The sequence below is a fragment of the Devosia algicola genome (assembly GCF_028816455.1).
Lineage (GTDB): Bacteria > Pseudomonadota > Alphaproteobacteria > Rhizobiales > Devosiaceae > Devosia > Devosia algicola.
Window position 1 is genome coordinate 244,437 of sequence record NZ_CP118246.1, and the last position, 21,049, is coordinate 265,485.

The following is a 21,049-nucleotide window of genomic DNA, read 5'->3' on the forward strand; positions in this document are numbered from 1 at the left end:
GGAACGATAAATGCATTGCTTGAAGCTACTGGGAACCGCACTGGCGCTTTCGACAATAGTGGCCGGCGCCGCCGTCGCCGCTGAACATAGTTGGAAACCCGACAAGCCCGTCACCATCATCGTGCCGTGGTCGGCAGGCGGATCGACCGACAGCGTAACCCGTGTTCTGGCCGGCGATCTTGAAGAAGCGCTTGGCCAGACCGTCGTTGTCGTCAACCAGCCCGGGGCAGCCGGGTCCGTCGGCACCACCGATGCGTGGAATGCCGATCATGATGGCATGACCTGGGCCGCAGGCGCGGCGCTCGATCTGGGCACATACCAGGTTCTGGGCATGCTGGACGTGCCGATCACCGATTGGGCGGTTTACCTGCACATCGCCAATGTGGCTGTGGTTGGAGTCAACCCCGACGCCGGCTTTGCCGATTTCGGTGAACTGCTCGCCGCCATGAAGGACAAACCCGGTGAAATCACCGTTGCAACCGCCGGTGTGACCTCGGGTGGTCATAACGCCATGGAATCCATCGCGCAGACCGCAGGTGTTGAATATCGCCACGTCAGCTATGATGGCGGCAACCCGGCCGTGTTGGCGACCGTTTCCGGGGAAACGCAGGTCACGACCCAGTTGGCGTCCGAACAGGCAGAAATGATCCGTGCCGGTCGTATCATTCCATTGGCCGTGCTGGCCGATACACCGCTCAACATTGAAGGTTTTGGCGAAGTGCCTTCGATCACCAAGTGGATCCCCGACATCAAGACCGCCAACAACTACTTTGGCATCTGGACGCCCAAGGACGTGCCACCCGAAGTGCTCGAAACCATGAATGAGATTTGGGCCGACAATATCGCCAATTCCAAGGCCCTTAGCGACTATGCGGGCCAGCGTGGCGCGATTCTTGATCCGTCAAGCGGTGACGCGGCCATCGCCGCTGCCATGCCTGCACTCACCCAGAACGTCTGGCTGATGTTTGATGGTGGCAAGGCCGAAAACAACCCGGCTGACTACGGCTTCGAGCGGCCATAACGCCGCCGATCCCTAACTGATAACTCTGGCGCCACGAGCGCCAGAGCCTCTTTTTTCGCGAAATTTTGCTTCGCCGACGGCTCGAACAATGGGTGCCCGCATATGGACGGCTTTTATTCTTTCCTTGGTGCGCTCGAATCCATCGTGACTTCCTGGGCCATTATAGACGTGGTTTGGGCGACCTTGCTTGGTATCATCGTCGGCATGTTGCCGGGATTGACGGCAACCCTGGGCGTTGCCCTGATGACGACGCTGACCTTCAAGATGGGAACCGATCAGGCAATATTGATCCTGATCTGCATGTATGTCGGTGCTATTTATGGCGGCTCGCGCAGCGCCATCTTGCTTAATATCCCCGGCACGCCCGCCAACGCGGCAACCTCGCTTGATGGCTATCCGCTGGCGCGCGCCGGCAAGGCCGGGTCGGCCATGGCCATTGCCACGACCGGTTCAGTGTTTGGCGGCATGGTCGGCATGGTGGCGCTGGCGTTCATTGCGCCAGTTCTGGCTGAATTTGCGCTGTCCTTTGGCGCCTATGAGTTTTTCTGGCTGGCCGTGTTCGGCGTGCTGGTGGCCGGGCAACTCACCTCGCTCGATGATCCAATCAAGGGCTGGATCGCCGGATTTTTGGGCCTGTTCGTTGCCATGATCGGGCGTGAAGGGATACATGGCGTACCGCGTTTTGCATATGGCTCGACTGATATGGCGGGTGGCATTGGTCTGCTGCCAGCCATGGTGGGCGCCTTTGGTTTTGCGGAAATTCTCACGGTCATGCGGCAGGAGGCCTATACCGTCGTCCACTCCAAAGTCGACAGCGTCTGGGGAGGTATCCGCGAATCCTACAAGTACAAATTCACCGCCCTGCGTTCGGGTCTGATCGGCACTTTCATGGGACTGATCCCCGGTGTTGGCGAAGACATGGGCTCCTGGGCGTCCTATGCGGCGGCCCGGCAGGCCTCAAAGAACAAGGATGAATTCGGCAAGGGGTCGGTCGAGGGTCTGCTCGCCGCCGAAACTGGTAATAACGCGGCGGTGCCCGGCGCCCTGATCCCCGTTCTGACCTTGGGTGTACCGGGTTCAGCGCCCGCCGCCGTCCTACTGGCCGCCATGATTATTCACGGCATTCGGCCCGGGCCCCTGATCATGATCGAGTCGCCCGACTTCGTCTTTTCCGTCGTCGCCATGGTGTTCATGGCAACCATCGCCATGGGCATATTGGGCCTGTTGTTGACGCGCCCCTTGATCATGGTGCTGCGGGTGGCGCGCGAGCGGTTGATGCCCATCATCTTTGTACTCTGTACCGTCGGCGCCTTTGCCATCGCCAGCCGCACGTTCGATGTATGGATAATGGTGTTCTTCGGCCTCTTCGGTTTTGTTCTGCGCGAGTTGAAATACCCGATGGCGCCGCTGATTCTGGGCATTGTGCTTGGCGACATTCTCGACAAGAGCCTGCGCCGCGGGCTGGTCTTGTCTGATGGTGATTTTACCGCGTTTTTTGTCCGCCCGATCTCCATGGTGCTCTGGATCTCGGCACTCGGGTTCATAGTGCTCACCATGCCTTCAGTGCGCCGACTATTGGGCCGCCTTATTGGCCAAAAACCGTCGGGACAAGACTCATGAATCCGACCCAGATGGACAAACTTGATTTCGTCTCCTCACTGGTCCTGACCATATTCGGCGTCGGCGTGTTGGTCGAAAGTCTCCGCTTGCCGCGCCTTGAACACCTCAAGGTAAATCCCTTTACCGTGCCCGGCATTGTGCCCGGTGTTCTAGGCCTGCTACTGGCCATCTGCGGTCTCGCTATCCTCGTACGTTCAATCAGGCGCGGGGGCTGGCGGTTGGGACTGACGGGCCAGAATACCGCGAGTTGGGCCCGGTCCGGCCCCGTTCAGCGTAGCGCCGTCACTTTGGTGCTTACGCTGGGTTATGCGCTGGTGCTGTTCCCCCAGGTGCCGTTTCGTTTCTCCACACCGCTCTTTGTCTTCGCCTTTATCGTAACGGCGGAAGCCATGGCGCTGGGGCGTTGGCCTAAATGGCAGGCACTGGTGACTGGCCTCGTACTGGCTATCCTGGCAGGACTGGCGATCGGCTATGTGTTCCAGGAGCCTGTTCTATGTCCAACTTCCGGGAGGGTGAGAACATGTTGCTTAGCCTGTGCAATGAAGTCCTGCGCGACCTCAGCTTTCCAGATCAATGCAAAATGGCCGCTCAACTTGGCTACCAGGGGCTTGAAATTGCCCCGTTCACGCTGGCTGCCGATCCCTTTTCGCTCAGCGATCAACAGCTGTTGAAGGTCCGCGAAACCGCCAGCGATCATGGACTGGTCGTCACCGGTCTGCACTGGCTGCTGATTGCGCCCGATGGTCTTTCAGTTACCTCAAGCGACAAGACGGTGCGAGACCGCACGCTCTCGCTCATGACCCGACTGGTCGAAATTTGCGCGCTCCTTGGCGGCTCGGTCCTGGTGCACGGTTCACCCAAACAACGCCTTTTGACCGACGCCGCCACACCCGAGGCCGCCAAAACCAACGCGCTCGCTTTGTTCCAACAGATCGCCCGTCACGCCGACAATGCCGGGGTAACCTATTGCATTGAACCATTGTCGAGCGCTCAAACCGACTTCATCAATACAATCGCGGAGGCTATCGCCCTCGTTGAGCAGATCAATTCTCCCGCCTTCAGGACCATGATCGACACCTCCTCGTCGGGTATCGAGGAACCTTTGGGCGTCGCTGATACCATTGATAAATATTGGCCGAGTGGGCAACTCGCCCATGTTCAGGTCAATGACACCAACCTGCGCGGGCCGGGGCAGGGGGACACTCGGTTTGGCCCCGTATTCGCGGCACTGAAACGGGCTGGCTACGACGGAATTATAGCGGTTGAACCATTCGTTTATGAGCCGGACGGTCCCACTACCGCAGCGGCGTCGGCTGGCTATATGCGCGCCATTCTGGAGGGCATCTAGATGGACGCGCCGCACCTTCGCCTGTGCAATTCCAAACTGGCCATCCGCAATGTCTTCACCCGTTTGCCGTTCCGCTTCGGCGCTGTGACAATGGAAGCGTCGGCTGTCGCTATTCTCGAAGTCGAGGTCGAATTTAACGATGGTAAACGCGCCGCCGGCGTTTCGAGCGATATGCTGGCCTACAAATGGTTTGATAAAAACCCGAAAAAATCCCCGGCTGACAATGTTGCGGAGCTCTTGCAGGCGCTGCGCGCTGCGCGTCAAATCTATCAAGAACTGCCAGCGGCCACGCCTTTCGATCTATGGCTCGCCGCTGACACCGAAATAGAGAGAGCGGTATTGGATGCGGGTGGCAACCGGTTGATCGCTGCCTTTGCCAATTCGATGCTGGAACGCGCCCTCATCGACGCACTTGGGCGCCATATCGGCCTGAGCTTTGACCAGATGGTGCGCTCGAACGCCTTGGGTATCCGCCCTGAGGCAGTCTTTCCGACACTTGGTTTCGACGATATTCTGGCCAGCCTGCCTAATCGTCCATCCAATCAGGTAGCGCTCCGTCACACGGTCGGTATGATCGATCCACTGACCGACGCCGAACTGGGGGTCGACGCCCCTATGGACGGCTTGCCGGTGTCACTCGAACGCTACATAGCTGTCGATCAACTCAATTATCTCAAGATCAAGGTTGGTGGCGACAGGGACCATGACCTTGAGCGCCTGACCCGGACCGCCGCCGTCATTGCGGCATCGGGCCGCGACATCAAAATTACCCTTGATGGCAATGAGCAGTTTGGCCACATAGACGACTTCGTCGCCTTGGCCGAACAAATTCAGAGCCGTCCCGCGTTGGCGTCACTGTGGTCGTCGATCTTGTTTATCGAACAACCGCTCCACCGCGACACGGCAATGACAACGCCGCTACCTGCCGGTGCCAAGGCGGCGATAGGCCGCCCGTTGTTGATCGACGAGGCTGACGGCTGGATTACGGCGTTCAATGAAGCAATTGATCTTGGTTATGAAGGGGTTAGCCACAAAAACTGCAAAGGCGTGTTTCACTCCTTGCTTAACGCTGGTCTTGCCAGCGTTCACAACAAAACCCTTGGGCAAAAACGCTATTTTCAATCTGCGGAAGATCTAACAAATCTCGCAGTCGTGCCCCTGCAGGCCGACCTCGCGGTCGTCGCGACACTTGGCATCTCCCATGTCGAGCGCAATGGTCACCACTATTTTGCCGGCCTGGACCATCTGCCGCAGACCGAGCGCGCCGCCGCCTTGGCGCGTCATGATGATCTCTATGAAACAGCTGAGGACGGCGGGCGCCTGCGTATTTCTAACGGCATCCTCAATATCGCATCACTTCAGGTGCCCGGTCTCGGGGTTGTCGATAATCCCGATTTGAACAACGCCATTGCCGAGCAGGATTGGCAATTTTCCATGCTGGAGACGCAAACATGACCGATTGGGAACTGGGCGATCTGCCGGAGCGCTTTGCCAGCGAGGATGAACTTGAAGCCTTCATGACCCGCCCGATGCCCGGCCTTGCCGCCGATCTGGCCAAGGCACCCGGCGCTTTGACCATCCTTGGGGTCGGCGGAAAGATGGGCCCCTCTCTTGCCGTCATGGCTAAGCGCGCCGACCCCGCCCGGCGCGTCATAGGTGTTGCGCGGTTTTCTGACGCAGCGGCCCGGCAAAAGCTGGATGATGCCGGGGTTGAAACAATCACCTGCGATCTTTTGGACAAAGCCGCAGTAGCCAAGCTGGAAGTGACGCCCAATGTCATTTTTATGGCGGGCATGAAGTTTGGCGCCTCGGGCAACGAGCCGTTGACCTGGGCCATGAACGCGCATGTGCCAGCCCTCATTGCCGACCATTTTATTACCAGCCGCATCGTCGCCTTCTCCACCGCCTGTGTCTATCCTTTCGTTGACATTCGCCATCAAGGTGCCCGCGAGGATGTGGCGCCAACACCAGTGGGCGAATACGCCAACTCCTGTGTCGGTCGGGAGCGGATGTTTCAGCATTTTTCAGGTCAGCACGGCACCCCCGGTCGCTTGCTGCGGCTCTCCTATGCCATTGATATGCGCTATGGCGTTTTGCACGATGTTGCCCAAAGCGTACTGAAGGGCACGGAAATTCCACTGGTAATGGGCCACGCCAACGTCATCTGGCAGGGCGACGCCAACGCAATCGCGCTGAGAGCACTGGCCCATACCACCACGCCGACAACCCCGCTGAACCTGTCCGGCCCCGAAATCGTCAGTATCCGCGCCGTTGCCAACCGTTTCGGCCAATATTTTGACCGCAAGCCCGTTTTTGTCGGCGAGGAAGGACCTACAAGCTGGTTGGTCAATACCGATCAACAGCAGAAATTGTTCGGTTATCCTCAAATTCCGTTGGCAAGGTTGATCGCCTGGACCGCCGACTGGGTGTCGCGTGGTCAGGCCAGCCTGGGTAAGCCAACTCACTTTGAAGTCAGCGACGGAAAATACTAGTGGCTCTGGACGATCCCAAACCACGCACCAGAGACCGGACCCGCACCCGCGAACAAATACTCGAAGCGGCGCGCCACGAATTTGCTGCCAATGGCTTTGAGGGCGCAACGACCGACGATATCGCCCGTCGCGCCAATGTCTCCAAGCGCATGCCCTACCATTATTTCAACAATAAGGATGGGCTGTTTCAGGCCGTACTTGAGCGAACATATGCCGAAATCCGCGATGCCGAAAAAGCGCTGGAACTGACATCGCGCGACCCAATGGAGGCCATGGCCGAGTCTCGTGGTCTTCAGCTTTGACTGGTTTGTCAACAACCCCGCCTTCATCCCTATTCTGAATGCAGAAAATCTGCTCAACGCGGTGCATGCCGAATCCTCCGAGGCGGTTCGTCGCCTCAGCACACCGTTGGTCGACACAATATCCGACCTGCTCAAGCGCGGCGTCGCCAGCGGCCAGATGCGAGCCGGCGTCGATCCGGTCGAACTTTATATTTCGATTGCTGGTGTGTGCTATTTCTATTTTTCCAACCGCCGCACGCTCTCGGCCATCTTTTCGCGCAATCTGAGCGCCCCCGACGAGATTGCGTTGCGTCGCGCACACGTGGCGGATGTGATCCTGGGGTATTTACGCCCGTGACAAGCCCCTGCAAACGCCCGTCTAGCGGAGATTTTCAATGTTGATCGAGGATATCGAGTCGGACGCCCTAAAACAGTTTCGTGCTGGTTGCGTCATTCCTGCCCATCCCTTGGCACTGACCCATAAACGCGAACTCGATAATCGCCGTCAGCGCGCGCTTACCCGCTATTATTTGGATGCAGGATCGGGTGGGCTTGCTGTTGGCGTTCACACCACCCAATTCGCCATCCGCGATGTTGGCCTATACGAACCGATCCTGCGCATCGCCATGGAGGAGGCAGAGGGCTGGGTTGCACAGACCCCCTTCATGGTCGCGGGGGTTATGGGCCAGACCCGTCAGGCTATCGCCGAGGCCGAACTTGCGCGCGGTCTGGGTTACCACGCAGCGCTATTGGGATTGGGCGCCATGGGGGCAGCTGACGAGGACCAATTGATCGCCCATTGCGCCAGCGTTGCCAAAATCATGCCGATCATTGGCTTTTACCTGCAGGCCGCCGTTGGTGGGCGCGACCTGTCCTACAATTTTTGGCACCGATTTGCCAAAATTGAAAATGTCATCGGCATCAAGATCGCCCCGTTTAACCGCTACAAGACGCTCGATGTCGTCCGGGGTGTCGCCGCGGCAGGCGCACAATCACGAGTGACCCTTTATACCGGCAATGACGATCATATCGTGGGAGATTTGTTGACGCCCTTTCCGGTGGAATCCGACAACGGCACCGACCATATCCGCATCAAAGGCGGATTATTGGGGCATTGGTCAGTTTGGACCCTAAAAGCGGTTCAACTACTCAACGACGTTCACGCCCTGCCGCCATCGGGCAAAATCGATCAAAGTTGGTGGACCCGTGATGCCGCCGTAACCGACAGCAATGCCGCCTTCTTCGACGCCGCCAATAATTTTGATGGCGTTATTGCCGGACTGCACGAAGTGCTGCGCCGTCAGGGCCTGCTTGAGAACATCTTGTGCCTGGATCCCAACGAAGGCATGGGAAAGGGGCAGGCGGACGAAATTGACCGCGTTTATCGTGCCTATCCCGCTTTGAACGACGATCGGTTCGTCGCTGACAATCTCGAGCGGTGGTTGGACGGCTAGAGCCGGATTGTAGCCGAACTAGTTGGTGTTGGTTGGCCCGCGCGGTCACAAGACCGGGCGGGCCGATTGAACGGTCAGGATCGCGGTTCGTCTAATAATCCCTTTACCAATGCCACGCTGCCTATTAGCAAGATGATCGCGAAGGGGAAGCCGGTCGACACCGCCATTGCCTGAAGCGCCGCAAGGCCACCTCCTAACAGCAGTGCAATGGCCACCAGACCCTCGAATGCAGCCCAGAATACGCGCTGGCCCACCGGCGAGTTGGTCTTGCCGCCCGCAGTGATCGTGTCGATCACCAATGATCCTGAATCGGACGAGGTCACAAAAAACACGACCACCAGTATGATCCCGATGAACGAGGCGATCTGGGTCAAGGGCAGCGCCGCCAGCATCTGGAATAACTGCAGTTCAAGACTGGCATCGGCAACCGCCTGATAGCCGTCATTGACGATCTGGCTGATGGCGGTGCCCCCGAATGTTGTCATCCACAAAACGCTGGCCAGCGCCGGGATGAGCATCACGCAGATCAGGAATTCGCGCACCGTCCGGCCGCGGCTAACTCGCGCGATGAACATCCCCACAAATGGCGACCAGGATATCCACCACGCCCAGTAAAAGGAGGTCCACCCATGCCGGAAATTATCATCGGTGCGACCGAATGGGTTGGACAGAGCCGGTAAGTGACTGGCGTAGGACCAAAGATTGGCGAAAAATCCATTGAGGATCTGAATAGTTGGCCCCACCGCAATAACGAAAAGCAGCAGGAGGGCGGCCAGCACCATATTGATCTCCGATAGCCGCTTTACCCCGGCATCGAGCCCCGCAACAACCGAGACGAGCGCAATTCCGGTTATGGCAATGATCAGCACGACCATGGTGACGTTGTTGATGGGCAACCCGAACAGGAAGTTGAGGCCCGCGCTGGCTTGCCCGGCGCCGATCCCTAGCGAGGTCGCCAACCCGAACAGGGTCGCGAACACCGCCAGGATATCGATGATGTGGCCCGGCCATCCCCAGATGCGCTCGCCCAGAACGGGATAAAATATCGAGCGCATCGTCAGCGGCAAGCCCTTGTTATACGAAAAGATCGCCAGCGCCAGCGCCACAACGGCATAGATCGCCCAGGGGTGAAGCCCCCAGTGAAATATGGTCGCGGCCATGGCCAGGCGCCGTGCGCCGTCGGCATCGCCAATCGCCCCGCCAAGCGGCGCCCAATCTGAGCGAATGCCGCCTTCACTCGCGATCCCGCCGAGCGACGAGGTGAAATGGGAAACAGGCTCGGAAACCCCATAGAATACGAGGCCAATGCCCATACCTGCCGCAAATAGCATGGCCAACCACCCGGCATAGGAGTAGTCCGGAGTTGCATCGCGGCCGCCAATGCGGATTTTGCCGAGCGGCGAAACAATCAGGCCCAGGCACAGCAGCACGAATATGTTGCCCGCCAACAGGAAGAACCAGTCAAATCGGGCTGTCAGGAAATCCCGCAGGCCAATGAACCAGTCGGTGGCTGTCGTGCCGAACACCATGGTCAATGCCACGAACGCGACAATCGACACGCCTGAGATCAGAAAGACAGGATTGTGGATGTCAATCTTGAGCGCGCCAATCTTGGACGCGATATTGTCCTGGCCGACAGAATAGTCCGTCTCGATGATCTCGGTCGGCCCCTCGGGCGCTCGGATTTCCTCGAGTTCGTCATTGTCTGTGGCCATTGGGATTCCGATGTTGTTTGGATAAGACATGGCGGCTCGGAATGTCCAAGCCGGGTCGAGTCGCAGCAAATGTGATTACCAAGGCTAACAGACCGGACCCCCGACGTCACCTTTGCGCCCCAATTGGGTAATTGTTCGATCGTAGCGCCCAACGGACCTCTGTCTTCAGCATCAAGAATTTTTCGCCCAGCGATCGCTATGCGGGCAGGCCCCACAATTGGGCGCTCTTTGCCAAAACGACGCCGTTAACGCTGCGAAATCCGTGCGGTCGGTCCTCTGTCAAAAGGAATGGGCCATCCAGATCGCACCAGTTCGCCGCCGTGGCCAGCAGTGCGATGGGGGCGATAGACAGGGACGTGCAGACCATGCAGCCTAGCATGATCTGTATGCCGTGTGCCCGCGCCGCAGCGATCAGCACAATCGCTTCGGTCAGGCCGCCGGTCTTGTCCAGTTTGATATTGATCGCCTGGTAACGCGTCGCGATACTCGCCAGCCCGGTTGCCACATGGGCACTTTCATCGGCGCAAATCGGCACAGGTGACTGGATATGGTTCAGCACCTGATCATTACCGGCCCGAAGCGGTTGCTCTACCAACTCGACATTGGCGCGTTGGCAGGCCTGCAAATTGGTCACAATATCTGTCGCTGACCACGCCTCATTGGCATCAACGATAAGCCGCGCCCACGGCACAGCGCGCCGCACTGCCTCTATGCGTTCGCAGTCCCCATCGCCGCCCAGCTTGAGCCTTGAGCAGTGGCCATCTACTCGCCTGCGCCGCTGCGGTTGCCATCCGCTCGGGTGTGTCGAGGCTGATGGTAAAGGCCGTGGTGATATGCGGTGGGACAGAAAGTCCCGCGAGGTCGGCGACGCTACGCCCGGCGAGCCTTGGCATCAAGGTCCCACATGGCGCAGTCCAGGCCATTCCGCGCGGCGCCGGGTGGCAGGCGCGATTGCAGTGCCTGCCGGGTCAACCCATTGGCAATATCCGCCTCCAGCGCCTTGATCGATTCAAGCGTGCTGGGCACGCTCTCGCCATATCGGGGGTAGGGGACGCATTCGCCCCAGCCGGTTTTGCCGTTTTGCGTGAGTTTGACAGTCACCACTTCGGCTTCGGTCTTGCTGCCGCGCGAAATGGCAAAGCCACCCTTTATCGCGAAGCGTTCCGAATAAACGGTCAGCGTGGTGCCGGCCATGTTCTAGCTTTCTTTGCGTAGTCGGGGGTCCAGTGTGTCGCGCAAGGCGTCGCCCAAAAGATTGAAGCCGAAGGACAGAAACAGGATGGCAAAACCGGCAAAAATGGCTGGCCACGGCGCCAGCAACAAAAAATTACGCCCCTCTGATAGCATCAGGCCCAGTGACGGCGTCGGCGGTTGCGCGCCAAGACCCAGAAACGACAGTGACGCTTCAACCAGTATAGCGGCAGACAGCAGCAGGCTGGTTTGCACCAGCACAACGGAGGCCAGATTTGGCAGCAGGTGCAGAAAAATGATGCGCATGTCACCCGCCCCGATAGCCTTGGCACCGGTCACATACTCGCTTTCGCAGATCACTAGCGCTGGGCCGCGCAGCAGGCGGGAAAAAATCGGCGTATAGACAATGGCGATGGCGATGGCTGCGCCCCAGATACTGGGACCAAGCACTGCTATCACGGCGATGGCCAGCAGCAGGATGGGAAAGGCAAACAGCACATCCATCAGGCGCATGACGATCCGGTCGAACCAGCCGCGATAATAGGCAGCCAGCATGCCAAGCGTGCCCCCCGCCAGCAACGACAAAATCACCGCGGTGACGCAGGTGAGCAGCGACGTGCGATAGCCATAGATAATGCGCGAAAGAATGTCGCGCCCGAGTTGATCGGTGCCCAGCCAATTAACCGGGCTCGGTCCCTTGAGCCGCTGCACCATGATCTGTGCATAGGGGTCCTGTAGCCCCAGCGCCGGGGCAAAAACCGCCAGCAAAACTTGAAGTGCGACAAAGACCACAGCGAAGCTGAAAAGTCTGTTCTGGCGCGCGAAACCAATCATCGCGACACCCTTGGGTCAATGACGGCATAGAGCATGTCGACCAAAAAATTGACCAACACAAAGGCCGTGGTCATCACCAAAATGGTGGCCTGCACCAGGGGATAATTCCGTTCCGCAATCGCCCCGAGCACCAATCGACCCAGCCCAGGAATGGCGAAAACCTGCTCGATGACGATGGCGCCACCAAGCAGGTAGCCCGCCGAAACCCCAACGCTGGTGATGAACGGAATAAGCGCATTTCGCAAGGCATGCTTGTAGATGATCCGCCGCCGATTTGCCCCTTTGGCCTTGGCGGTGCGGATATAATCCTGACTGAGCGCATCCAGCATTGCCGAGCGTACCAGTCGCGACAGGTTGGCCAGCATTGGTAGCGACAGCGCGATCACCGGCAGGATCATGCGTTGCAGATTGCCTAGCGGGTCCTCTGAAAATGGCACATAGCCTAGCGCCTGAACGCCGGGCAGGAACTTGGCGACCATGAAGATGGAGACGATGCCCAACCAGAAGGACGGTATGGTCAGCCCGGCAATCGCGCCAATACGAACAAATACTTCAGCACCCTTGCCGCGTGCTTCGGCCATAAAAGCGCCCAACGGTATGGAAAGCCCGGCACCAACCAGCACCGAGAGCAACGTCAGCTCAATGGTTGGCCAGATATTGGCGCCGATTTCCTGCATGACCGGGCGCCCGGTCCAGATTGACGTGCCCAAATCGCCCTGAACCGCGCCCCATATCCAGCGGCCATATTGAATCAGAATAGGTTGATCCAGTCCGATGCGCGATTTCAACTCGGCAATACGATCGGGGGTGATTTCAGTATTGGCGCCCAGCATGATCGCCACAGCATCGCCGGGGATCAGACGGATCATCAGGAACACAATGATAGATACGCCAAACAGCACAACCAGCAGGTCGATGAAGCGGCTCAGCAAAAAACGCTGGGACATGAGGCGATCCGCAATTCGGGCGGCATGAACCGCAGGAAAAACGGTGCGTCACCCATGGCAACGCACCGGCAATACTTATTCGTCGACAGTTACATTGACGAGGCTGGTCAGTCGGCCATTGGCATAAATTTCAAAGCCTTTGACCTTGTCGCTGACAGCGGTGTTGAGCGTCCCATAGGCGATGTGGGCAACCGGACCGTCGCACGCCAGCTTGGTCTGCAGCTTGTCATAGATTGCCTTGCGCGCCGCCTGATCGGTTTCGACGCGGCCCTCATTGAGCCAGCTATCGACCTCGGCATCATCATATTTGAACACATTGGTCGAACCGCCACCGATGAAAGTGCGATAGAAATACCCATCCGGATCGGGGCTGCCGCCATTGGCCGAAACGAACATGTCAAAATTGGAATTGCGCCAATCCTGAACGAATTGACCGATTTCCTGATTGATCAGTTCAACCTCGATGCCGCCGGCCGCCAACTCCTGCTGAATGACCTGGGCAATATCGCGCGTATCCTGACGCGGCAACACGTTCATCGTCAGCTTGATCGGCGTTTCCACGCCGGCCTCCTTAAGCAGCGCTTTGGCGCCATCTACATTGGTGGTGTAGCAACTAAAAGTGCTCGGATCGAGCGCCCATTCGGTCAGGGCTGGCGACAGCGGTCCGGCCGGCACGCCTGAGCCAAACAGCGCTCCGTCAATGATTTCCTGTCGGTTAAGCAGCATATTGACCGCCTCGCGCACCTCAACCTTGTCGAATGGCGGACGGCTGACATTCATGCCCAACAGCGTGTAGGAAAGGTCACGGGTTTGTTGAACCGTAACACCTGCCTGGCCCTGCAATTGCAGCGCTGTGGCCGGATCAATGCCGGGCAACAGATCATATTCGCCGCTGGTTATGCCCACTTGCCGCGTTGCCGCTTCGGGCACGAAATTGAACACCACCTCGTCCAGCTTCGGCTCACCCTCACGATAATAGGCGTCGTTCTTGTCGAGGCTGATAAAGCCATTTGGCTGCCACTCGGCAAACTTGAATGGCCCGGTGCCGTCCGGTGTCTGCTGAAGCGCGTCCACGTCCTTTTCCATCTCCGCTGGCACAATGGCGATGCCCGCCAGCGAGGAGAGGATAGGTGCGAATGGCGCGTCCAGAACCAGCGCCACGGTTGTTGGATCGATAATCTTGATATCCACGATCGGGCTGACGCGGCTGGCGAGCGGCGATGCCACCGCCTCGGATTGCACCCGACGGATCGAGGCGGCAACATCCTCCGCATCCATTGCCGATCCATCGTGGAAGGTCACGCCAGAGCGCAACTTGAATGTGTAGGTCAGGCCATCGTCCGAAATTTCCCAAGACTCGGCGAGGCCCGGCACGACGGCCTGATCCTTGTCAATTGCCGTCAGGCCTTCATAGATATTGTCCTGAACAATAACCACCGAGTTGAATGCCGTAATCAAATGCGGGTCCAGCCCGGCGGGCGAGGAATCAATGGCAATATTAAGTGTTGCGGCAGAGGCGGTGCTGACCAGAATGCTGGTCGCGAGAAGCGCAGCGCTGAGTTTTTTGAGTGACATGTTTCCTCCAGAACCTACGGTGTCAGGGCGCACGACGAGCCAATCGTGGTGCAGGCCAATGTAAGACCAATCTTGGTATCTCCTACGCTATGTCACTCACCGAATATGTGCAAGCGTTTGCCGATCCATAACGACAAATCAGGATTCTATCTATTAGCACCGCTGCACCGCCAGCTCCGTGAATATCGGCAAATTTGCAGGCCAATATAAGACCAGTATGGACTTTGCATGCCCAAACGTATTAGGTCTGGAACAAAGGCAATATCCCTTGATCGAGCGCGCTGGGGTTGGTGAGCGCGCCGATTGGGACAGTTTTCTGGAGCCGAAATGCCCGACCCGGCGCTGCTAAGCATCAAGGATCTGCACATTTCGGTTGGTTCCCGGCCCGTGATAGAAGGGGTGTCACTCGACATTGCCCCCGGCGAGATGCTCGGGCTGGTCGGTGAGTCCGGCTGTGGCAAGTCGGTTACGGCGCTGTCAATCATGCGCTTGCTGGCCGAGCCGCCAATGCACATCGATAGCGGCAGCATCGCATTCGGCGGTGCCAACGTGCTCGATCTGGATGGCCCTGCACTTGAGGCGCTGCGTGGCGACCAGATCGCCATGATCTTTCAGGAACCGATGACCTCGCTCAATCCGGTCTTTACCGTCGGCGACCAGATAGCCGAGGTGGTTACGCTGCATCGCGCCATATCACGGGAAGTGGCAATGGCGCGGGCGCTTGAACTGTTGGGACGAGTTGGCATTCCAACACCCGATACCGCGCTCACCCGCTATCCCCATCAGATGTCGGGTGGCCAGCGCCAGCGCGTTATGATTGCCATGGCGCTGGCATGCGATCCCCAATTGCTCGTTGCCGATGAGCCGACCACCGCACTCGATGTTACCGTACAGGCTCAAATCCTCGACCTGCTCGATGATCTCCGCCGCGAGACGGGCATGGCCGTGCTGTTGATTACCCATGATTTGGGCGTTGTGTCCCAATATTGCGATCGGGTGGCGGTAATGTATGGAGGGCGCATTGTCGAACAGGCTGCCGCCAGTGATCTTTTCGCCCACCCCCGCCATCGCTATACCGAGGCGTTGCTGCGCACTATCCCGGCGTCAAACGCGCCGGGAACGGAGTTGCCCGCTATTCCCGGCACCGTCCCGCCGCCGGGGCAGCGGCCAAGCGGCTGCACATTTCATCCCCGCTGTCACGCTGTGGTCGACGCCTGCCCGCGCACCATGCCCGAGTTAACCGGCGAGCCTTCATCTGACTCGCTGTTGGAATCCCGCCGCATGAGCCTGCTCGAACTCAACCATCTCTCGACAACCTATCCGGGCGCCAAGGGCGCGGTGGTGCAGGCCGTTTCCGACGTGTCGCTTGATATTGCGGCGGGAGAAGTGCTCGGCGTCGTCGGCGAGTCCGGATGCGGAAAATCGACATTGGGGCGGACGCTGCTGCGGCTGGTAGAGCCAAGTGGCGGCCAAATCCTGTTTGACGGTAAGGATTTGACGGCACTCGATCGTCATCAAATGAAGGCGGTGCGGCGCGATCTGCAGGTGATTTTTCAGGACCCCTTCGGTTCGCTCAATCCGCGCCATAGCGTTGGCTATATCATTGGCGAACCGCTCATCGTGCATGGCGTCGGCGATCAGGCAAGCCGTGACGCGCGGGTCGACGAGTTGCTGGCGCTGGTCGGGCTGCCCCCTGATGCAGGCCGACGCTATCCGCATGAATTTTCCGGCGGTCAGCGCCAACGCATCGCCATTGCGCGCGCCCTTGCGCTCGATCCCAAACTGCTGGTGGCGGACGAAGCGGTATCGGCGCTAGACGTTTCGATCCAGAGCCAGATCATCAATCTGATCGCCCAATTGCAGAAACGCCTCAACCTGTCGATCCTGTTCATCAGCCACGATTTGTCAGTCATTCGCCATGTCAGCGACCGCATCGCAGTGATGTATCTTGGCCGAATTGTTGAAATTGGTCCCACAGAGACCATCATGAACAAGCCTCAGCACCCCTATACCCAGGCCCTATTGTCGGCCATTCCCCGGCCCGGCGTGGCGCGCCAAAAACGAGTGGTGTTGCAGGGGGAACTGCCCGATCCAACCAAGCCGCCCAAGGGCTGCGCCTTTCATACCCGTTGCCCCATGGTCATGGATATTTGCCATTCGGTGCGCCCGGTGCTGGAGCACCCTACGGGATCGCCAACAACGGGCCAGGTGGCCTGCCATCTCTATCAGGATCAAGCATGAATCCCAGATTTGAAGCCGCGTTCGCGCCAGTTGCCGCCGCGGTAAACGCAGGAAAAATTCCCGGCGCTGTGCTGGGAATAGTGGATCGCGATGGCGCGCGCACCATACGCCATCTGGGGCAGGCACAAACAACGCCAGTCGTTCGCCCGATGACGGAAAATACATGGTTCGATCTGGCATCGCTGACCAAGACCATATTTACCACCTCCCGCATGCTGTCCTTGGCCGATGAGGGCACTATTGACCTCGACGCACCGCTCACTTCAGTGCTGCCCGATTTCCGCCAATACAATCCCGACGCTTGGGAGCGAAAGATTACCTTTCGCCAATGCCTGGGCCATCAGACGCCGTTTCCGGCGGTGGAGCCAATCTACACCTATGGACGCGACCCTGAACTGCTGCGCGCCTTCATACTGCAACGGGAATGGCGTGCCGGACCCTCCGTTTACTCTGATATCAATTTCATCCTGCTCGGCTTCGCGCTCGAACGGTTGGCCAAAAAGACCATTCGGCAACAGGACCCCGGTCCCGGCTTTGCATGGTCGGCAGACCCGCAAAATTGCGCTGCCACCGAAGATTGTACCTGGCGCAATCGCGTACTGTGCGGCGAGGTTCACGACGACAATTGCTCGGCGTTGCAGGGCTCGGGCCATGCCGGACTTTTCGGCACTGTCGACTCGGTGCTGAACTTCGCCCAAGGACTTCTTGATGGCTCCGGTGCGTCGCCAACTGCCATCGCCCTGATAAGAACGCCTCTTTCGAGCCGCCGCACCCATGGTTGGGAGCGACCTTATGATGGCTGGTCCGGCGGGCAAAATTGCAGCAACGACACGATCGGGCACACCGGCTTTACCGGCACCGGACTATGGCTGGACTTTTCGGCTGGCCGCGCATGGACCCTGTTGACCAACCGCGTGCACCCCACCCGCCATTTCGATAGTGGCATCATCGACCTCCGCCGCACCGTCGGCGACGCCATCAATTTGAGCCTAGGACACTTCCATGGAACCCATCTGGGCAATCGGCCTGATGACTGGCACGGTGCTGGACGGCAATATCGACATCGCGCTGCTCAAGACGGATGGTGAGACGGTTGCCGAGTTTGGTACCTATACGCTCGCGCCCTATGGCGAAGACTTGCGGGCGTTGTTGGTGGCAACACTGAACGCGGCCCAAGAATGGAATTTTGAGGGACGGGAGCCGGCGATATTTGCCGAGGCTGAACGGGCGCTAACCATTGCCCAATCCGATGCGGTCGCTGACTTTGTTGCCAATCAAGGCATGACAATGGCCGATATCGGCATCGTCGGGTTTCATGGCCAGAGCGTTTTGCATCGTGCGCCGCAGCCCGGTCGAATTGGCGCAACGCGGCAATTGGGGGATGGCGCACTTATGGCCGAGCGTCTGAGCACACGGGTTGCCTATGATTTTCGCAGCGCCGACGTCGCCTCGGGCGGGCAGGGCGCACCGCTATCGGCAATTTATCATACAGCGCTGATGCATGGGCTTGGGGCCGACGGCACCTACGCCATACTCAATCTCGGCGGAGTCGCCAACATTACCTGGTGGGACGGTAAGGACCAGATCGTCGCCTTCGATACCGGTCCCGCCAACGCGCCGATCAACGATTTTGTCATGGCCCATGGCCACGGCGAAATGGATCGCGATGGCGCGCTGGCGCTTGCCGGAACCGTTGATGAAGCGCGTCTGTCACAATTGCTGGACCACCCGTACCTCAGGGCTGCCTATCCAAAGTCGCTGGATCGGTTCGATTTTACCGCCGCAATGGCCGACGGGTGCACTGTTGACGATGGCGCGGCGCTGCTGACCGCGTTTACAACGTCTGCGGTGGGATGTGGGTTGGACCTGCTGCCCCGGCGGCCCAACAAGCTGATTGTGTGCGGCGGCGGTCGACGCAACTCCGCAATCATGCAGATGTTGGCGACGCGCGCCCGTGTCGAAGCCGTCCCCGCCGAAACGGTCGGCTGGCGCGGTGATGCCATTGAAGCCGAATGTTTCGCCTACCTTGCCGTTCGAACGTTGCGCGACCTGCCGATAAGTTTTCCAACCACCACGGGCGTGGCGAAACCGATGACCGGCGGCAGGATCGCCGGCTAGACTTTGGCTGGTTTGATGCGCGGGGGCCGGTGGCCGCGCGTGCCGATGGCGCAAGCCGAAATGATCAAGGTTCCGCCTATCCAAAGTTGGGGCGGCGGCACTTCGGCGAAAAACAGATAGCCAAACATTCCCGCCCACAACAGGCCCGTATAGTCGACCACGGCGAAAACCGATGCTGGTATGCGGCGCAGTCCGGCGATCAGCAACAGAAATCCGATGGCGCCCAATAGTCCGATCCCACCCACCTGCAACCAGGCCAAACCGGCGGGCAGCGTGAAATTGACGATTGCCAGCGGCAGAACGATGACGGCCGCCACAAGTGATTGAGCTAGTGTCATGGACGCCGCGCCCTCGTCCGTGGCGTGATGTTTGAGCAGAACGATAGCGCTGGCATAGCTGACCGGCGCCAGTATGGCGGCACCCCAAGCCAGTATATCGGCCGAACCCGTAACAACAATCGGGGCTCCACCGAGCACTACTATTAGCGATCCGACGATGCCCACTATGATGGCAAGGCCGAGGGATGCGGAGAATTTTTCCTTGAGCAACACAATGCCGAACAACGATATATAGAGTGGCGCACTCATGGCCAGCGCCGAGGCGACGGCCAGCGGCAGATGGGTCACGCCATAAAAAAACAGGCAGGCGGTCGACGCCATTGTCGCGCCACGCAGCAGGTGGCGGCGATAGTTCTTGCGCTGAGGCCAGGCGCGTCCGGTGATCGCCATATAGAGAGCCAGCCAGAGTGCCGCACCAAGATATCTCACGAAAACCAGCACGAAAATATTGAGACTGGCACCGAGCGATTTGGCGACGCTGTCCATCGCGCTAAGCACCATGACGCCGCCAACGCCAAGCAGAATGCCGACTAGTTTGATATCCATCAGGCCAATCGCTTTTGTAGGAAATAACGGGTGCGACCCTTGGGAAAATCATTGAGCCTGCCCGAATATGGCATAGCCAGCACGCAAATAGACCCTGAGCGCCTGCGGATTGAAAGTGTCGATATGAGCGCCATGGCTGCCGCGCAACAACGCTTCGGCTTCGGCCATCTCCAGCAATCGCCCTGCCAGACCATGCCCGCGATGAGCCTCGTCAAGCCATAACCATTGCACATAGAGCCAGCCCCAAGCCGTGTAACCATTAAGGCCACCCACGACGGCATCGCCCTGGCCGCGAACCAGCACGGCCAATGCTTGACGCCCGGCGGGTCCTACCTCGGTATCGTTGAACTGACCAAGCCCCGTGCCGATGGCAGCGAGCGCCGCCGGATCGGGGTTTGCAACGGTTTCCAGGCGCACGCTCATTCCTAGCCCAGAGCCTTGGCGCAAACTGCCACCGACAGCCGCCAGTTGGCTCTCCGCCTCGGCCTTGGACATCGATTTGTTGAGCATGACGGTGGCGAGCTTTATGCTGCCCCCCGCTATTTCAAGCGTTTCACGCGCCCTGTCATAGGGGAGTCGGTCAGGCTCGGCGATCATTTTGGCGGCGCGATCCACCAGTTTGATATTGGTAGGCAGCATTTCCACCATCAGGCCGCGATAGACATAGCCCAGCTTGATCATGACCCCGGTCGACAAGCTGTTCAAAGCGGCCTTCTGCGCTGTTCCCGCTTTCATGCGCGTCGAGCCCGCCAGGAACTCGGCACCGGTATCAAGAAGGACGGGAATGTCGCATGCTTCGCCCAGCTTGCCGCCGCTATTATTGTATATCCCGATTGTCAGCGCACCGACGGTGCGGGCGTGAACCAGCCCGGCAATGGCGTAGGGCGTGCGTCCACTCGCCGCTAGGGCGATCACCACATCGTTGGGACCAACATTGGCCTTGTCTAGCGCCTCGGTCGCAAGCGCTTCGCTGTCTTCGGCGCCTTCCGCTGCAAGGAAGAACGCGTCATTGCCGCCCGCCATCAGGACAAGAGCCCGCTCATACGGCCAGTTGAACGTTGGTGGCAACTCCGCCGCGTCCTGCGCCGCAATACGGCCCGAAGTGCCCGCGCCCATATAGATCAGCCGCCCGCCGCGCGCCAGGCGCTCCGTTGCAAGGTCAATCGCCTGCGCCAGTGCCGGGCACGCACTGCGCACCGCGCTGATGGCGGCAAACTGCCCCTCCACCATGCCATCGACCAGATCGGTACTATCCCAGTCCTCAATACCGGCAAAACGCTGCGACGCGGATTCTGTGCTGCTCATCTTGTTTCCTGTTGTTTTGCGGC

18 protein-coding genes and 1 pseudogene are annotated in these 21,049 nt (G+C 59.0%); 12 read left to right on the forward strand and 7 right to left on the reverse strand.

The features are described from left to right. The first annotated feature begins 10 nt into the window (after positions 1–10). From PSQ19_RS01300 to PSQ19_RS01340, 9 genes are all read left to right on the forward strand, one after another. On the forward strand, positions 11–1,021 hold the full coding sequence (locus PSQ19_RS01300) for a Bug family tripartite tricarboxylate transporter substrate binding protein (protein WP_282219294.1): 1,011 nt from the start codon (positions 11–13) through the stop codon (positions 1,019–1,021). A 102-nt stretch (positions 1,022–1,123) separates the two neighbouring features. Further along, positions 1,124–2,641: a tripartite tricarboxylate transporter permease gene (locus tag PSQ19_RS01305; RefSeq protein ID WP_282219295.1), complete on the forward strand. Its 1,518-nt coding sequence runs from the start codon at positions 1,124–1,126 to the stop codon at positions 2,639–2,641. Further along, positions 2,638–3,312: a tripartite tricarboxylate transporter TctB family protein gene (locus tag PSQ19_RS01310; protein ID WP_282219296.1), complete on the forward strand. Its 675-nt coding sequence runs from the start codon at positions 2,638–2,640 to the stop codon at positions 3,310–3,312. The genes PSQ19_RS01305 and PSQ19_RS01310 overlap by 4 nt, the downstream gene beginning before the upstream one ends. Further along, complete coding sequence (locus tag PSQ19_RS01315; protein ID WP_282219297.1) at positions 3,222–3,989, forward strand: sugar phosphate isomerase/epimerase family protein; 768 nt, start codon at positions 3,222–3,224, stop codon at positions 3,987–3,989. The genes PSQ19_RS01310 and PSQ19_RS01315 overlap by 91 nt, the downstream gene beginning before the upstream one ends. Next, on the forward strand, positions 3,990–5,444 hold the full coding sequence (locus PSQ19_RS01320) for an enolase-like domain-containing protein (protein ID WP_282219298.1): 1,455 nt from the start codon (positions 3,990–3,992) through the stop codon (positions 5,442–5,444). Then, a complete protein-coding gene (locus PSQ19_RS01325; RefSeq protein WP_282219299.1) occupies positions 5,441–6,481 on the forward strand; it encodes an NAD-dependent epimerase/dehydratase family protein in 1,041 nt (346 codons plus the stop codon). The genes PSQ19_RS01320 and PSQ19_RS01325 overlap by 4 nt, the downstream gene beginning before the upstream one ends. Beyond that, complete coding sequence (locus PSQ19_RS01330; RefSeq protein WP_282219300.1) at positions 6,481–6,783, forward strand: TetR/AcrR family transcriptional regulator; 303 nt, start codon at positions 6,481–6,483, stop codon at positions 6,781–6,783. Before PSQ19_RS01325 ends, PSQ19_RS01330 begins: the two co-directional genes overlap by 1 nt. Beyond that, positions 6,767–7,120 carry a hypothetical protein gene (locus tag PSQ19_RS01335; RefSeq protein ID WP_282219301.1) on the forward strand — a complete coding sequence of 118 codons (354 nt, stop codon included), beginning with the start codon at positions 6,767–6,769 and terminating at the stop codon, positions 7,118–7,120. The genes PSQ19_RS01330 and PSQ19_RS01335 overlap by 17 nt, the downstream gene beginning before the upstream one ends. 37 nt (positions 7,121–7,157) lie before the next feature. Beyond that, positions 7,158–8,216: a dihydrodipicolinate synthase family protein gene (locus tag PSQ19_RS01340; RefSeq protein ID WP_282219302.1), complete on the forward strand. Its 1,059-nt coding sequence runs from the start codon at positions 7,158–7,160 to the stop codon at positions 8,214–8,216. Between the two features lie 74 nt (positions 8,217–8,290). Here PSQ19_RS01340 and PSQ19_RS01345 read toward each other — a convergent pair whose 3' ends face one another. The 5 genes and pseudogenes from PSQ19_RS01345 to PSQ19_RS01365 form a co-directional block, all read right to left on the reverse strand. Then, positions 8,291–9,931, reverse strand: coding sequence for a BCCT family transporter (locus tag PSQ19_RS01345; protein ID WP_282219303.1), 1,641 nt, complete (start codon positions 9,929–9,931; stop codon positions 8,291–8,293). A gap of 196 nt (positions 9,932–10,127) precedes the next feature. Then, positions 10,128–11,125: pseudogene (gene dgcA / locus PSQ19_RS01350) on the reverse strand (N-acetyl-D-Glu racemase DgcA). Between the two features lie 3 nt (positions 11,126–11,128). Further along, positions 11,129–11,956 carry an ABC transporter permease gene (locus PSQ19_RS01355; protein WP_282219304.1) on the reverse strand — a complete coding sequence of 276 codons (828 nt, stop codon included), beginning with the start codon at positions 11,954–11,956 and terminating at the stop codon, positions 11,129–11,131. After that, positions 11,953–12,903 (reverse strand): ABC transporter permease, encoded by a 951-nt coding sequence (locus PSQ19_RS01360; protein ID WP_282219305.1) that lies wholly within the window; start codon positions 12,901–12,903, stop codon positions 11,953–11,955. The genes PSQ19_RS01355 and PSQ19_RS01360 overlap by 4 nt, the downstream gene beginning before the upstream one ends. A gap of 75 nt (positions 12,904–12,978) precedes the next feature. Beyond that, positions 12,979–14,478, reverse strand: coding sequence for an ABC transporter substrate-binding protein (locus PSQ19_RS01365; protein WP_282219306.1), 1,500 nt, complete (start codon positions 14,476–14,478; stop codon positions 12,979–12,981). A gap of 327 nt (positions 14,479–14,805) precedes the next feature. Between PSQ19_RS01365 and PSQ19_RS01370 the strand changes: the two genes are divergently transcribed. From PSQ19_RS01370 to PSQ19_RS01380, 3 genes are read left to right on the forward strand one after another with little or no spacing between them, the layout of a single operon-like run. Further along, positions 14,806–16,719 (forward strand): ABC transporter ATP-binding protein, encoded by a 1,914-nt coding sequence (locus PSQ19_RS01370; RefSeq protein WP_282219307.1) that lies wholly within the window; start codon positions 14,806–14,808, stop codon positions 16,717–16,719. Further along, entirely contained in the window at positions 16,716–17,807 is a 1,092-nt protein-coding gene (locus PSQ19_RS01375) for a serine hydrolase domain-containing protein (RefSeq protein WP_282219308.1), read from the forward strand. The genes PSQ19_RS01370 and PSQ19_RS01375 overlap by 4 nt, the downstream gene beginning before the upstream one ends. Then, the gene (locus tag PSQ19_RS01380; RefSeq protein WP_282219309.1) at positions 17,722–18,837 is read left to right on the forward strand and encodes an anhydro-N-acetylmuramic acid kinase; all 1,116 of its coding nucleotides are present in this window, start codon (positions 17,722–17,724) and stop codon (positions 18,835–18,837) included. The genes PSQ19_RS01375 and PSQ19_RS01380 overlap by 86 nt, the downstream gene beginning before the upstream one ends. On the opposite strand, the gene PSQ19_RS01385 is transcribed toward PSQ19_RS01380, so the two are convergent. Together PSQ19_RS01385 and PSQ19_RS01390 are read right to left on the reverse strand one after the other, a co-directional pair. Continuing rightward, the gene (locus PSQ19_RS01385; RefSeq protein WP_282219310.1) at positions 18,834–19,721 is read right to left on the reverse strand and encodes a DMT family transporter; all 888 of its coding nucleotides are present in this window, start codon (positions 19,719–19,721) and stop codon (positions 18,834–18,836) included. The genes PSQ19_RS01380 and PSQ19_RS01385 overlap by 4 nt on opposite strands. Before the next feature lie 48 nt (positions 19,722–19,769). Continuing rightward, entirely contained in the window at positions 19,770–21,026 is a 1,257-nt protein-coding gene (locus tag PSQ19_RS01390) for an N-acetylmuramic acid 6-phosphate etherase (protein ID WP_282219311.1), read from the reverse strand. Positions 21,027–21,049 lie beyond the last annotated feature (23 nt).